The 14,655-nt window shown below is 33.0% G+C and carries 15 protein-coding genes; 11 read left to right on the forward strand and 4 right to left on the reverse strand.

The features are described 5' to 3' along the window. Nucleotides 1-100: 100 nt before the first annotated feature. The 4 genes from IGJ18_RS00080 (at nucleotide 101) to IGJ18_RS00095 (ending at nucleotide 2,269) form a co-directional block, all read left to right on the forward strand. On the forward strand, nucleotides 101-964 hold the full coding sequence (locus IGJ18_RS00080; protein ID WP_010736781.1) for a DegV family protein: 864 nt from the start codon (nucleotides 101-103) through the stop codon (nucleotides 962-964). A gap of 254 nt (nucleotides 965-1,218) precedes the next feature. Beyond that, nucleotides 1,219-1,323: a putative holin-like toxin gene (locus tag IGJ18_RS00085; RefSeq protein WP_422717962.1), complete on the forward strand. Its 105-nt coding sequence runs from the start codon at nucleotides 1,219-1,221 to the stop codon at nucleotides 1,321-1,323. 349 nt (nucleotides 1,324-1,672) lie between these two features. After that, entirely contained in the window at nucleotides 1,673-1,789 is a 117-nt protein-coding gene (locus IGJ18_RS00090) for a putative holin-like toxin (RefSeq protein ID WP_438842704.1), read from the forward strand. A gap of 393 nt (nucleotides 1,790-2,182) precedes the next feature. Then, nucleotides 2,183-2,269, forward strand: coding sequence for a putative holin-like toxin (locus tag IGJ18_RS00095; protein WP_223603319.1), 87 nt, complete (start codon nucleotides 2,183-2,185; stop codon nucleotides 2,267-2,269). Between the two features lie 317 nt (nucleotides 2,270-2,586). On the opposite strand, the gene IGJ18_RS00100 is transcribed toward IGJ18_RS00095, so the two are convergent. Beyond that, entirely contained in the window at nucleotides 2,587-4,209 is a 1,623-nt protein-coding gene (locus IGJ18_RS00100; protein ID WP_010720489.1) for an ABC-F family ATP-binding cassette domain-containing protein, read from the reverse strand. A 393-nt stretch (nucleotides 4,210-4,602) separates the two neighbouring features. Here IGJ18_RS00100 and IGJ18_RS00105 point away from each other — a divergent pair, with 393 nt between their 5' ends. After that, nucleotides 4,603-5,124: an HdeD family acid-resistance protein gene (locus IGJ18_RS00105; protein WP_053766578.1), complete on the forward strand. Its 522-nt coding sequence runs from the start codon at nucleotides 4,603-4,605 to the stop codon at nucleotides 5,122-5,124. A gap of 100 nt (nucleotides 5,125-5,224) precedes the next feature. Here IGJ18_RS00105 and spxB read toward each other — a convergent pair whose 3' ends face one another. Further along, entirely contained in the window at nucleotides 5,225-6,955 is a 1,731-nt protein-coding gene (gene spxB / locus IGJ18_RS00110) for a pyruvate oxidase (protein WP_438842705.1), read from the reverse strand. A 167-nt stretch (nucleotides 6,956-7,122) separates the two neighbouring features. Here spxB and IGJ18_RS00115 point away from each other — a divergent pair, with 167 nt between their 5' ends. Further along, the gene (locus IGJ18_RS00115; RefSeq protein ID WP_010720486.1) at nucleotides 7,123-7,941 is read left to right on the forward strand and encodes a ZIP family metal transporter; all 819 of its coding nucleotides are present in this window, start codon (nucleotides 7,123-7,125) and stop codon (nucleotides 7,939-7,941) included. Nucleotides 7,942-8,040: 99 nt separating this feature from the next. Here IGJ18_RS00115 and IGJ18_RS00120 read toward each other — a convergent pair whose 3' ends face one another. Further along, nucleotides 8,041-8,232 (reverse strand): hypothetical protein, encoded by a 192-nt coding sequence (locus tag IGJ18_RS00120; RefSeq protein WP_088745091.1) that lies wholly within the window; start codon nucleotides 8,230-8,232, stop codon nucleotides 8,041-8,043. Between the two features lie 216 nt (nucleotides 8,233-8,448). Between IGJ18_RS00120 and IGJ18_RS00125 the strand changes: the two genes are divergently transcribed. Together IGJ18_RS00125 and IGJ18_RS00130 are read left to right on the forward strand one after the other, a co-directional pair. Continuing rightward, a complete protein-coding gene (locus IGJ18_RS00125) occupies nucleotides 8,449-9,030 on the forward strand; it encodes a TMEM175 family protein (RefSeq protein WP_438842706.1) in 582 nt (193 codons plus the stop codon). Nucleotides 9,031-9,120: 90 nt separating this feature from the next. Then, nucleotides 9,121-9,261, forward strand: a complete 141-nt coding sequence (locus tag IGJ18_RS00130) for a hypothetical protein (RefSeq protein WP_014834373.1) — start codon at nucleotides 9,121-9,123, stop codon at nucleotides 9,259-9,261. Between the two features lie 513 nt (nucleotides 9,262-9,774). Here IGJ18_RS00130 and IGJ18_RS00135 read toward each other — a convergent pair. Then, nucleotides 9,775-10,224 carry a hypothetical protein gene (locus IGJ18_RS00135; RefSeq protein WP_010720483.1) on the reverse strand — a complete coding sequence of 150 codons (450 nt, stop codon included), beginning with the start codon at nucleotides 10,222-10,224 and terminating at the stop codon, nucleotides 9,775-9,777. A gap of 531 nt (nucleotides 10,225-10,755) precedes the next feature. On the opposite strand from IGJ18_RS00135, the gene IGJ18_RS00140 reads away from it, so the two are divergent. The 3 genes from IGJ18_RS00140 to IGJ18_RS00150 all read left to right on the forward strand — a co-directional run bounded on the left by IGJ18_RS00140 (nucleotide 10,756) and on the right by IGJ18_RS00150 (nucleotide 14,654). Then, nucleotides 10,756-12,204 carry a helix-turn-helix domain-containing protein gene (locus IGJ18_RS00140; RefSeq protein ID WP_034697678.1) on the forward strand — a complete coding sequence of 483 codons (1,449 nt, stop codon included), beginning with the start codon at nucleotides 10,756-10,758 and terminating at the stop codon, nucleotides 12,202-12,204. Between the two features lie 375 nt (nucleotides 12,205-12,579). Then, a complete protein-coding gene (locus IGJ18_RS00145; protein WP_081128382.1) occupies nucleotides 12,580-13,131 on the forward strand; it encodes a hypothetical protein in 552 nt (183 codons plus the stop codon). A gap of 803 nt (nucleotides 13,132-13,934) precedes the next feature. Then, entirely contained in the window at nucleotides 13,935-14,654 is a 720-nt protein-coding gene (locus IGJ18_RS00150) for a spr1630 family ClpXP-sensitive toxin (RefSeq protein ID WP_034697686.1), read from the forward strand. The last annotated feature ends 1 nt before the right edge of the window (nucleotide 14,655 follow it).

Raw genomic sequence — 14,655 nt, forward strand, 5'->3', positions numbered from 1 at the left:
GTTTTCCTTTTTACAAACATAGTTAACGTTATTTTCCATGCAAGAGATTTGCTATAATAGGAGTTAAGGGTAAAATGAAAAGTTGAAGGAGTTGAAGTGTGTGTATCAAATCGTAACCGATTCATGTTGTGATCTGCCATATCAAGTGCTACAAGCAGCCAAGGTTGATTATTTATCAATGAAGATCCAGTTAGATGAAGAAGAATTAGTAGATGATCTGGGAAAAACGTTTAATTATGATCATTATATGGAACAATTAAGAAATGGGGCTACCCCAACGACCTCACAAATCAATGTGGGTCAATACTTAGAATTTTTCCGTCCTTATGTTGAACAAAATATTCCTATCCTTTATGTTGCTTTTTCCAGTGCTTTAAGTGGATCCTATAGTAGTGCGTTACAAGCAGTAGAATTATTAAAAGAAGAATATCCAGATCCACAAGTAAAGGTCTTTGATACAAAAGCCGCAAGCGTTGGGGAAGGGTTATTAGTATTGGAAGCTGTTCGATTGAAAAACGAGGGGAAAACATTAGAAGAGAACTTAGAATGGTTAGAAAACAATTACTTAAAAGTACATTCTTGGGTAACCGTTGATGATCTCAAACACCTTGAACGTGGGGGACGTATCTCTAAAACTAGTGCTACACTAGGTAGTATTCTAAACGTGAAGCCAATTATCACAGTCGATCAGGAAGGACGTTTGACGAATATCAGCAAAGTACGAGGACGAAATAAATCGATACAAAAAATTGTTGAGGAAACTGTCAAAACCATTGTCGCCCCATTAGAACAAACTGTTTATATTGCTTATGCAGGCGATTTAGAAAGTGCTGAAAAAACAAAACAATTACTTGAAGAGAATATTAAGATGAAAGAAGTCAAGTTATATCCGCTTGGACCTACCATCGCAAGCCATACAGGATATGGATGTATTGCGATATTCTCAATGGGAATCACTCGATAAAAAATTGTAGTCATTGTAGAAGAAATGCTCCAAAAAAGAACCATTCAGAAGAAAAAGAATATTCTTCGAGTGGTTCTTTTTTAGAATATAAAATAACTAATTTATATTAAGTTAAATTTTTTGTCGATAGTAAGTACTTCCTAAATTTGCTATGATAAAGCCAGTAATTCGTGGAGTGTAAAAGATGGTAGCTAATCTCTTGAACAAGGGGTGATGCTTATGGTTAAGAGCTTTATCCCTGGAAAGGAATAAAGTTGTCAGTATATGAATCAATACAACTTATGCTCGCATTTGCGACATTTGTGCTGTTGTTAATTGACAAAAAAGACCAAAAAAATAACCATCTAAATCACTTTTAGCAGAGTTTTTAGATGGTTATCACATTAAAAACAAAGCTACCGTCTTTTTAACGGCGCGAATTACTGATGAAGGGGTTGTTAGAGCAATCCCTTTTTCACTATCCATTATAGCTTATCAATTGGAAAAAAGTAAAGCGGTTGATTAAAAAAATGAAGGCACACGAATCAAATACATGTCAGGTAAAAAATAACATTATTATTTAAAAATAAAGTTAATGAGGATAGTAAGTTTGTACTAAATTTGCTACAATAAAACCAGTAATTCGTGGAGTGTAAAAGATGGTAGCTAATCTCTTGAACAAGGGGTGATGCTTATGGTTAAGAGCTTTGTCCCTGGAAAGGAATAAAGTTGTCAGTATATGAATCAATACAACTCATGCTCGCATTTGCGACATTTGTGCTGTTGCTAATTGACAAAAAAGACCAAAAAAATAACCATCTAAATCACTTTTGGCAGAGTTTTTAGATGGTATATATACCCAAAAAATAAAGCTACCGTCTTTTTAACGGCACGAATTACTGATGAAGGGGTTGTTTGCGCAATCCCTTTTTCACTGTTCATTATAGCTTATCGATTGGAAAAAAGTAAAGCGGTTGATTGAAAAAAAGTTTTTAAAACCATTAAGAAAATAGATTAAATAGTTTAAAAAAAAAATGAGGCATACGATACACAAATCAACTAACTATCAGCTGAAAAATAACTATTTTATTTTAAGTTAAAGCTAATATTGATAGTAAGTTTTCGCTAAGTTTGCTACAATAAAACCAGTAATTCGTGGAGTGTAAAAGATGGTAGCTAATCTCTTAGATAAGGGGTGATGCTTATGGTTAAGAGCTTTGTCCCTGGAAAGGAATAAAGTTGTCAGTATATGAAGCAATACAACTCATGCTCGCATTTGCGACATTTGTGTTGTTGTTAATTGACAAAAAAGACCAAAAAAAATAACCATCTAAATCACTTTTAGCAGAAGTTTTAGATGGTCACCATTCTAAAAAGGCTACCGTCTTTTTAACGGCACGAGTTACTGATGAAGGGATTGTTTGCGCAATCCCTTTTTCATTTTCTATTATAGCTTACACATCAGAAAAAATAAAGCGGTTGATTAAGCGAAATAAGAGAAAATGATGAATATAGAAAGTAAATGGATCGAAGGTGTCTTGGTAGTTGTGAAAGACAGTGTTTATCGTAGAAGAAAAGGACATCTCACCGACTGATGAGATGCCCCCGATAGGCTATTTTCTTAAGTCTACAATGATGTTGTCTTATTTCCAAAGCTCATCCAATTGTTTTTGGATATCTTTATTTTCTAAAAATTCATCATAGGTTGTATCTGCTCGATCGATAACACCTTTATCAGAAACGGCAATGATACGATTAGCCAATGTTTGGATAAATTGATGGTCATGTGAAGCAAAAAGGATAGAGCCAGTAAAGGCCATCAAGCCATCGTTTAGTGCTGTAATCGACTCTAGATCTAAATGATTCGTAGGATCGTCTAAAACTAAGACATTTGCTTTAGAAAGCATCATTTTAGAAAGCATGCAACGCACTTTTTCACCACCAGAAAGGACATTGACAGGTTTTAATACTTCTTCTCCAGAAAACAGCATGCGTCCTAAAAAGCTTCGTAAAAACGTATTATCGTCTTCTTCTTTACTTGCGTATTGACGTAACCAATCTAAGATCGTCAATTCATTATCAAATTCTTTCGTTGTATCTTTTGGTAGATAAGAATTGCTCGTTGTTACGCCCCATCTTACAGTTCCAGTATCAGGAGTGATCTCACCCATGATTACTTTAAATAAAGTGGTTGTTGTAATATCATTTTCAGCAACGAACGCAACTTTATCTTCTTTACTTAAGTTAAATGATATATCATTTAATATTTTCTTACCATCGATCGTTACACTCACATTTTCGACTTGTAAAAGATCATTACCAATTTCACGTTCTGGTTTAAATCCAACGAATGGATAACGACGTGAAGAAGGTTGAATATCGTCAAGAGTAATTTTTTCTAACATTTTCTTACGAGAAGTTGCCTGTTTAGATTTTGAAGCATTCGCACTAAAACGAGCAATAAATTCTTGTAGTTCTTTGATTTGTTCCTCTTTTTTGGCATTGGCATTTGCTTGTAATTTTGCAGCAAGTTGACTTGATTCTAACCAAAAATCATAGTTACCAACGTATAATTTGATTTTTCCAAAATCTAAATCTGCCATATGGGTACATACTTTATTTAAGAAATGACGGTCATGAGAAACAACGATAACCGTATTTTCAAATTCAATTAAAAATTCTTCTAACCAGTTGATGGATTGGATATCTAATCCATTCGTAGGCTCATCAAGGAGTAACACATCCGGTTTACCAAACAATGTTTGAGCTAAAAGTACTTTGACTTTTTGACCACCAGTAAGTTCACTCATCAATTGATGGTGCAATTCTTCTGGAATATTCAGTCCTTGTAGTAAAACAGCAGCTTCAGGTTCAGCTTCCCAACCATTTAATTCAGCAAACTCGCCTTCTAATTCAGCTGCTCGGATACCATCTTCATCAGTGAAATCTTCCTTCATATAGATAGCGTCTTTTTCTTTCATAACTTCGTATAAACGTTTATGTCCCATAATAACTGTTTCTAAAACTGTATATTCTTCATAGTCATAATGGTTTTGTTTCAATACAGCCATTCGCTCATCTGGTCCCATGGAAACGGTCCCCGTAGAAGGTTGTAAGTCTCCTGATAATACTTTAAGGAACGTTGATTTACCTGCACCATTTGCACCTATTAAGCCATAGCAATTTCCTGGAGTAAATTTAATATTAACATCATCAAATAGTTTGCGGTCTGAAAAGTGCAAACTTACATCATTTACAGTAATCAATTTTTTTCCTCACTTTATCTTTATAATATTTAACGAGCCTCCTAGAATTATATAGGGGAAAAGAGAAAGTTTCAAGGTAATCAATTATTCTTTGTGTTTCACGTGGAACATGACGACAAAAACTCATGAAAGAATGGAAAAAATTGTACCTATGAAGCAATGATGAGATTCGAAAGTGGTTAAGAAAGACAAAATGTTTATTATTTAGTAGAAGAATAAGTTGGTAATGAATATACGCAAATTATAAGAAGTAGTAGCTTTTACTAAAAATAATAGCAGCAAAAGCTGATCAGAAAAGAAATTACTTTTGCTTTTCATCACCAGCATATGTTTTGACGTTATTTAAAGTGAGCGTTAGTATAATAATAGATTAAAATGAAAGTTGGAATGAAAATGAATGAAAGAAAAACACTAGACTGGGGATCATTAATTTTAGGGATTTTATTTGTCCTTGTTTCATTAATCTCTTTTCAAGATCCTGTTGGTAATTTAGTGGCGATTGTCGTTGTTTTTGCTATTTTTGCCTTTTTAAAAGGAATTTTTGAATTATTTGTACGAAATCGCATGAAAGAATTGACAGGATATAAAGGGAAAATGCCGTTGGTTATTGGTATCATTGATATTTTAGTCGGGATTTTCTTCTTGTTCAATATTGGTGCAGGAGTAGTTGCTTTACCGTTTGTTTTTGCCATTTGGTTTATTGCCGATTCTATCTTAGCTTTATTTACAGCTGATTTAGCGAAAGGTTATAGCACAGGCTACTATTGGTTTACAGTAATCATCAATATTTTGGGTGTGGTATTAGGATGTATACTATTGTTTAATCCTATTTCCTCCGCTTTGACTTTAAGTTTTCTTGTCGGTTTTTATTTTATGATCTTTGGGATCAACCATATCGTATATGCGTTCAGATAAACAAAGTAAAGTATATAAAGAAGCAATCAGGCTGAATTTTCCTGGTTGCTTCTTTTTTTATAGTTGATATGTCTGAATCTCTCAAAGAGTAGAGGTTCAATTATTTCCTTTTTTCATATAATTCATTCAATACAGGTAAATCATGCACTTCGTATTTTTCTTTGAATTGTTTGATTTCTTCTTCTGTATATTTTCTTGGATCAAGATGAAGATCTTCAACCGGTAAAGGACGTTTGTTATTGATTTTTACATCAATTACTACTGGTCGTTGGGATTTTTTAGCTGCATCAAATGCAGGTCTTAATTGGTGATACTCAGTAATCGTGAAACCATCAGCTCCCAGTGCTTCACTCGCTTTTCCGAAGTCAGCCTCTTCTAAAAACACACCAAATTTTTTCTGTTCAGTATCTTCTTGTTCTGCTTCAATAAACCCAAACGATGTATTCGATAAAACCACATTAATAATCGGTAGTTGGTATTTCACTTGTGTAATGATATCTTGCATCACCATTGCAAAACCACCATCACCGCTTAAAGTAAAGACTTGTCGATCAGGATAACTTAATTGTGCGGCAATGCCACCTGGAACACCATTCCCCATTGTAGCGAACCAACCAGAGGTCGTGTGTTTTTGTTTGCCGTTCATGTCTAATAATCGAATGGAATGGATTGTCGTATTCCCAACATCTGTTACAAAAATCGCATCTTCTTCAGCGATCCGATTGATTTCTTTATAAACAGCTTCAGGACGAATCGGTTGGTCTTCAAGGTCAGCGAATGAGTTTAACCAGTTTACCCAATTCGCTTTATTTTCTTGGTTGGCTAGATACCAGCGATCTTCAGGACGTGGTTCGCCCAGCTGTGTTAATCTAGCTAATGTGGTATTGGCATCCCCTAAAATGGTATGAGAGGTAGCATGTCTTCGACCAAATTTTGAAGCATCGATGTCCACTTGGACAAATTCAGCCTCTGGGTTAAAGAACGCACGACCAAAAGGAAAGTCACTACCCATAAATAAAATCAAGTCGGCCTCTGCTAATGCTTCATTTGCAGGTTTTGTGGCCACACGTCCAGCAAAGCCTAGAAAGTTTTTATAGTTATCTGGAATGATGCCTTTCGCTAAAACAGAAGCAACAACTGGCATGGAAAAGTGTTCTGTAAAATCTTTGATTTGTGAAAAGCCATTACGAGTGCCTTGTCCAATGTAAAGTACAGGCTTTTTAGCTTTTTCAATAAAAGGAAGAGCAGCAATTACATCTTTTTCATCAGGAAGGATAGTACCTGTTTTATGAGTAGCTGCGTTAGATATTTTCTCTTCTTCAATGTCTGCAAAACCTAAATCAACAGGAATGGTTACAATAGCTACTCCTTTATTTTCATAGGCTGCTTTGATTGCTTCGTCCACTACATGAGGTAAACTTTCAGGTGTCATAACTGTTCGATTATAGACACTAACATCTGCAAAAATTGGATTTTCATTTAATTCTTGGAAAGAGTTATAGTTCATAGCAGTAGTTGCAACTTGTCCAAGCAACGCAACAACTGGAACATGATCCATTTGTGCATCATACAAACCATTGATCAAATGCGTGGCACCTGGTCCAGCAGAACCAAAAACAGCGCCAACTTTTCCTGTTAGTTTCGCATCGGCTGCTGCGGCTAGCGCTCCTACTTCTTCGTGACGTACTTGGATATATTTTATTTGATCTTTTTCATGATAAAGAGCATCCATGATTGAATTAAACGAACCGCCAGGAATCCCATAAATATGCTCGATTCCCCAACTTTCCATTACTTTGACCATTGCGATACCAGCATTGATTGTTGCCATATTCTCCCACTCCTTTATCAAATGAATGATAAAATTTCGTAACTTTATTAATTAAAGTATAGTGCTTTAAGAATAAAAGCCCAACTGATTCGCTTTTTTACACAAACAGTAGTCATGATTTTTTGAATATGCTAGAGTAATAAGTAAAGGCACGAAAGGAGAATAAAATGACAGAATGGCTACTAAGCTTAGCCCCGTGGCAACAAGCATTAGCGGGGACAGCATTTACGTATTTTATGACAGCTCTGGGGGCTGGGTTGGTATTTTTCTTTAAAGAAATCAAAAAAGAAGTATTGAATCTCATGCTTGGTTTTGCTTCGGGGGTCATGATTGCTGCTAGTTTTTGGTCATTGCTTGATCCTGCGATTACAAAAGCTGAAGAAAATGGCGATATCGCTTGGCTGGTCGTTAGTATTGGTTTTGGATTAGGTGGTGTCTTTCTTTATATCGCTGATAAAACGCTTCCCCATATGCACTTTGGCCCACAGCACGAAAAAGAAGGTCTACCTACGCATTTAAAACGAACAATCTTATTAGTTTTTTCGATCACCTTGCACAATATCCCTGAAGGTTTGGCTGTAGGGGTAGCATTTGGGGCTGCCAGTACAGCCGATAATCCAACAGCGGCCGTTTTGGCAGCCATTTCGGTTGCATTGGGTATTGGAATTCAGAATTTTCCGGAAGGTGCAGCTGTTTCGATTCCTTTAAGACAAGAAGGATTGAGTCGAACAAAGGCATTTATATATGGACAAGCTTCAGGTATTGTTGAACCGATCGCAGGTGTGATTGGTGCGGTGCTAGTGACACGAGTAACCATCCTTTTACCTTATGCACTGGCATTTGCAGCAGGTGCGATGATCTATGTGGTTGTTGAGGAATTAATTCCCGAAGCCCAACAAACATTATCAAGTAAACGACATTTTGCCGTTTTTGGGGTGATGTTAGGTTTTATCATTATGATGGTACTAGATGTAGCTTTAGGGTAATACCGTCAAATGATATATCATTTGGAACAACTGACAAAAAATACAACGAAAAAAGCAGCACAAGACTGGGGAATCTGTCGTGTGCTGCTTTTTTCAATATTAGTAATATTTTCGATGATGTCGACGATTTGTTCCAGAAATTACACGAATTAGCCAAATAATGATTGCAATAGGAATGAGTAATTTAATTGCAAACCATAAAATACTAGTAAAAAGGCTAATTACAAAACTACCTATAATGAATACCATTACTAGCATGAAAATAGTTGAAAAAGTATTTCTTTGTCCCATACAAACCCCTCATTTCTTTCTAGTTCCCAAAATAAGTTAAATTTAATAAAAATGTACTTAGAACTTAGCTTATTTATTAGAGAACTACGATAGTTAAATCCTCTTGTTTCATTGAGTATAGCAGTATAAAGTGAGCGTTACCTCCAACTATAGACTGATTTAGTTGCTTTTTTCTAGCTATCTTTACTACAATAAGTCAGAAAAGGAGGCAAAAATATGCCAAAAAATCGTTTAGAAGCTTTTACCGATGCAGTTATCGCAATCATTATGACTATCTTGGTCTTAGAGCTTCACCAGCCGAACACTGACACTTGGCAAGCGCTAAGTGCCTTAGGATATCGTTTTATGATCTATATTGTCAGCTTTTTTACATTGGTCATCTATTGGAATAATCATCATCATATGTTTCAAGTCGTTCATAAAGTAAATTGGCGAGTTTTATGGGCGAATAGCTTTTTTATCTTTGCTTTATCATTTTTTCCCTTTGTCACGTCTTGGATCAGCGAGTATAGTCATAGTTTAGCGCCAGAAATCACATACGGTGCAGTAACTTTAGGAGCTAATATTGCTTACTATATTTTAGCAAGAGAGTTGGTTCAGTCTGATCCTAAAAATAAAAAGAATATCAAAGAATTACTAGATAACTATCGAAAATCCTACTGGTCAATTGGGTTAAATATTTTAGGAATTATTTTAGGCTATGTCATTACACCAATAGCTGTTTTAGTAACGAATGCTGTGATTTTACTTGGTTGGCTGATTCCTAGCCGTAAAATCGAATCTCAATATAGTAATTAAAGATGTTCAAAAAAATTAAGAGAAATATAACAAAAAGATAAAAAAATGGTCGAACTTCTAGAGGAAAATCTTCCTTGAAGAGGGATGCTTATGATCAATCAAAAAAAATTGAATATCGGTCTAACTACGAGCATGATAACGATCCTTATCTATATAGATCATCGGCAATGTAGTTTATTGGTTATTTTGTTATCTATGATGATTCCATTTGTTGTAGCATTAAAGAAGTAAGAAGCGTTTATTTTTGATCCCGGATCTTTCAGTCTAAAGAATTGAAAGATCCGGGATTCGTTGTATCTAATTATACACAGATACGTATCAGAGAGGTAATCTGTTCTGAAAGTTTTCCACAGGGTATAACGAAAACGAAAAGTTCCAACCTATCGATAAAAGCAGGTATACAATATTTTTGTATAAATATTAAATGAATAGGCAGACAACAATTTATATAGATTAATCCATCTGATTAAATAACTTTTAGCTTTTGAGTATAGTGTTATTTTATCTTTTTAAAATAACGGATTTAATAATTTGTTTATTTTCTTCACAAGAAGGATCAAATAAATTAGGAAAAATGACGAAAAACAAAGGAAACAAGCCGTCTCGAATTAAATAGTTAGTATAAAAGATCAATGGTCGAGTGGGAGAAGAAAAAAAGAATAAACAGAAAAGTTATTCGAGGTTCTTTCCATTGAAAAAGATAAAAGCCAATTAAATATACCCCTACAAGGTATATTTAATTGGTCAGTCTGTTGTATGAGTGGCACTTGCGACAGGATAATTTTTTTTATAAGCAAAGTAGCGTGCTTCTTTTTTTGCTAAGCCAAAAGAATCAGAGAGCTGTAAATTTTGAGGTGAGAATTGTATGGCGGGGATTGAAAATGTCTGTTTTTGTTTGTCTATAATTGAAATAGAAAAGTTGATTTCTTCTTGTTCGGCATTTGCTAACGTCACATAAGAATGTCTGTCGAAATGGATACCAACTACTGTGTAAATGCCCAGTAATTGAAGTTGATCTCCTTCAATTTTTACTAGTTCATCTTTTGTTGGCACATATTCCATCTTGGCTCCAGTAGTCATTTTCATTTCAGCTTTTGAAGTAACATCTTTTACAGGAGAAGCAAAGTATTCAATCATAAAAAATAAAGCAATTAAACCTAAAAAACTACTAACTATAATAATTGTTTTCTTCACCTTGGACACTCCCATCTAACAGTTATGACGTAAAAAAGTACATTTATGATAAAAATAGTTTTTTAATCATTTAAAATGGTATAATATATGCCTTTTTTTATTAATTTTTGTTATTAATTAATTGCTTTAAAAACAGTATAAATTTAAATATAAAAAAAATAAAGCATAAAATACTTAATTTTAGCAGTTTATTTTACTGAATAAATGTTTCAATCAAATAATTTATTTCGCTAAAATAATTTATTTAGTTATTTTTTAAAATGAGAAGGCGAATGATACTATTTTCTGTTGGCAAGATCAGCATTCTGTTTATTTGCAAGGTCTAAGGGCAAAAAAAGGCCATAGATGATCTATTTATAAAATTGGTAGATAGGATTGCTTATTTTTCATATTTTTTATACCCATTTTTACTATTTTTTTGAAAAAAAAATTCTAATTCGTTAAAAATTTTCTTTAAAATATAAATAGGAACATTCAAATAGAAAAAAGTGAATGCTTTTTTCTATTTGGTAAAAAGAGGGGAGGAAGTAAATGTTAAATATTTTATCGAAAAAAATGAAACGGCAGTTACTTCTACTGGAATTGCTTTTTGAAGGAGAAACCTATCGCTTTCAAGATTTAGAATCTCAATTAAAGTGTTCTTCAAAAACATTGAGAAATGACTTGATGGATATCGATTCTTATGCAAAAGAAATTAATATACATACTGATCGTGAGAATGGGATATTTGCAGAAATTGCTCCTCATGTCACAGAAGAATATATTTACCGAATTATTATGAATGAATCGATTGAGTATCAATTTTTAGAAGCAATCGTGTTAAATAAATATACGAACTACTTGGAAGTAACGGAACAACTATTTATTTCAGAGAGCACTCTAAGACGAATGGTGAAGCGCATCAACCTTTCCTTAGAGCAATATCACTTAAGAATTCGAGGATTGATTCGATTAACGGGAAATACACAATTAATTGAAAAGTTGACGATCCAGTTACTTTTAGAAAAATATGTGTGTTTAGAAGAGGCCTTCAATGAAGAAATTTGTCAAAAAAGTCGTCAATTATACTTAAAATACATAACGAATAATCAACTTCAAGATATAATTCGTAAACTGGAACACCGAAAACATAATCAGCTTTTATTTTATATTGCTATGAAAATTTACCAAGTAAAAAATGAAAAACAATTCATTGAAAAAGAGCAGAATAATCTTTTATGCCTAGAATCAAATGAGAAACAAAATACTTCTTTATGGTTATCTCTCGAAGAGGATCAGGATCTGATAAAATACATCTTTGAACAGCCGTTTGTTTGTTCGCTACTGGATATACAGAACAGCAGCGATGACTACCAACAAAAACCTTATTTAACAAAGATGGTTGGGATATTGCTTGATTATTTGGAAATAAAATATCAGATCAAATGTGAAGAACGACAAGAAATCTGCTATAAAATAATTAATGATGGCGACTATATGGAAAATCTTTCTTTTATTTTATATGATAAACATCATCAGTTTTTAAAACAGATACTTCCAGAAATCGAAAGTATTCAAGTAGGACTAAAGAATTATTTAATTAACAAGGATCAAAAAGAGTTATTAAAGTATATGAAAAATGACGAATTTACCAGAAAACTAGTCGCTTTGTTACTTGTCTACTGGCATGATCTACTAAAAAAGATTGAAACGAGTAAACAAATTAGGGCGTTGATTGTAACCAATTCTGAACAATATGCTAGCTACATTATTGCAAAGCTTGAGCTTTATCTAGGAGGACGATATCGTTTTGTAGCCAGCAAAACCCCGGTAGTTACAGATCAGATGCTACATAAGGAAAATTATGATTGTATTGTTTCCAATACGATGCTGAACAGACAGTTTAATATCCCTATATTTGGTATTTCTATTTATCCCAAATCAAGAGAAATTCAAAACTTGATTTTCTTTTATCAACAAACAAGAACAGAAATTACATAGCGTGTTTGATAATTTATTAACTTTGAGAAATTGTTAGTTTGAACATAGGTGGTCAATAAGGGGAAACGCTGATCAATGGTGAATGAATATTCCACAGATAAAAGAAACAAAAAGAAGAGATAGGTTAAAAGTTAACCTAATTTTATGGGCTCTTTGTTAAATGATAGGATATTGGTGAAGAGAAATCTTAGAATCATTTGGACAGAAAGAAGAAAAACTTCTTTCTGTTCTTTTAGAGAAGGCAAATATTTCCTCATTGTTTTGGTAGTAATTCAAGTAAGTTTGCAGTAAAAATTACTCATTTAATATTAATGAAAAGTTTAATGTACTTTGCTATTATGGACTAATTAATTAGGAAACAGATGGAGGTTCTCAATGGAAGTACTGAGATTAATTAGTCAATTTTATGCAATTATAGCGATACCCATTTTTATTTTTTGTGGTTTTAGATTACGTAATCAAAGAAGGGCTATGGAAAAGAAGAAAAAAAATAAAGTGAGTGAAATGTTCCCCGAACTTAGTAACGAGGACTTAAAGCTGAGAAAAACAGCAATTATAAATTATCAAAATATGTATTTGAATACCACTTTTAAAAGAGGTATTCAAATGTTATTGACTGTTGCATTACTTGCAAGTATTATAGGCGCTTTGGTCACTAGTATGCTTTATCAAGATTTTTCGACTAGTTTCCTATTTATCATTGGATTAACCTTTTGTATTTTACTTCTTAGTATAATCGCTCCGTCAAGTCAGAACCAAGCACAGTTTTGGGAGAATTATCTAAATCAACATCCCGATAATCCATTGAAAATCGTTCTGTTGGACAGGGAAGATGTCGAAAAGATTACTGCAATAAGAAAAAAACAAGTTATTAACTTTATGGTTATCGAGTTAGCTTTTCTGATTTTTTACGTTCTTTATTTTTAGCAGGATCTCCGATTTTATACGAATAATCAATTGATTGTCAAAGATAAGAGTGGCAAGAAATTAGAACGATTGACTGGAAATGGAGATAGAAAGAATTTTATCAAAAGGCTGCAGGTAATTTTTATAAAGAAAATACATGCAGCCTACCATTATTTTGTTGATTGGGTGGCTTCACATGAATGGGATAATCCTCTTTGATAGTATTTATAAAAAACAGGAAGTAGATTGTCTTTGCTAGAGAGTTACAAAGATTCATTGTTTGAAAAAAAGAACCGTGAGCACCTTTGATGTCAAAGGCTTCACGGTTCTTTTTAAATTTATTTCTATTTAAAATTAATCTATCTAATGCCACTTGTTGCTGTTTCTTGCAACTTAATCCATAAACTTTTTTCTTTCTTCAACAATTCCTTTTTGCTCAATGCTATAAACAAATTACTTGCGACACTTTCATCATTTATTAAAGCGAAATTTTAAAATACATAATCAATCTTATTTTTTGAAGCAAATGAATTTTTTTGTTCCATATTCGTAGAAATACTGCTTATTTGGCTGCGAAAACTGTCGTCTTTGTTTTCTTCTAAGGTGATACTATGAAAATAAGAAAAGAGTATTTATTTTATTGCTATGTTGTATTTGTTTCAGCCTAGAACTATAAGAATAGAAGTACATGTTGATAATGACTTCTATTTTTTTAATTTTTAAATCTCACTTTAAAAAAAACAGCTTTTTTGTATTCTTTTGTTTAATTTTAAAAAAATATAGGATATAATTGCTTCAAATATAAGTAGATTGGAGTTGGACAGATGGCAAATGAAGTTCTAAATGCAGAAGAAGCACAATTGGTTGTTGATGGGTTATTACTTGGTTACAAAGAATATCTAGATATTCGTAAAGAGATGAAAGAAAAATTGAAAGTTTCTGCTGGATTTGCTTTTACAAAAGGGAACTTTATTGATGACGGTGTTGCTAGAAAAACTTTTAATTTTGCAGAAAATAAACGCGAAAAAGCAGGCGAAAGTTGGGAATATTTAGAGTTTTCCTTTGGTGGAGAAAAACCCTCTCTTTTTATCGTAAAAAATGACTATAGATTAAATCAAACTTTCTCAAAAGAAAAAAAGAAAAAAGTAAGTAAATATTTGTCTGATTATGCTAAGATAAATAAACCTATCCTTAATTCAGTTCGTAAAGGTCAAAAGAAAGTGCCTAATACCTCAATTCAATTAGAGCTTCCATTGGAAGAACCAATGATTTCAGAACAAGAGTTATCAAAATATGAAAATTTTTACATAGTGGTTTATAAAACGAATACGGCAAAAGTGATAGAATCAGTTTCACTTGTTTTACCTGATGACGAAACAAAAGAACTACATATAATTCAAAATTTAACACCGTATTTGCAAACTACGTCTATAATTATAGAAGATGAAGAATATTCTGCTGTAGTTGGTGAAAAAGAAGAAATTGGTGATCTCTATGATTATGATTATACAATTCCTAAAGAGGAAAAAGAAATCTCCAATTAGT

The sequence above is a fragment of the Enterococcus sp. AZ078 genome, from assembly GCF_051714985.1.
GTDB classification, from domain to species: Bacteria; Bacillota; Bacilli; order Lactobacillales; family Enterococcaceae; genus Enterococcus_B; species Enterococcus_B hirae.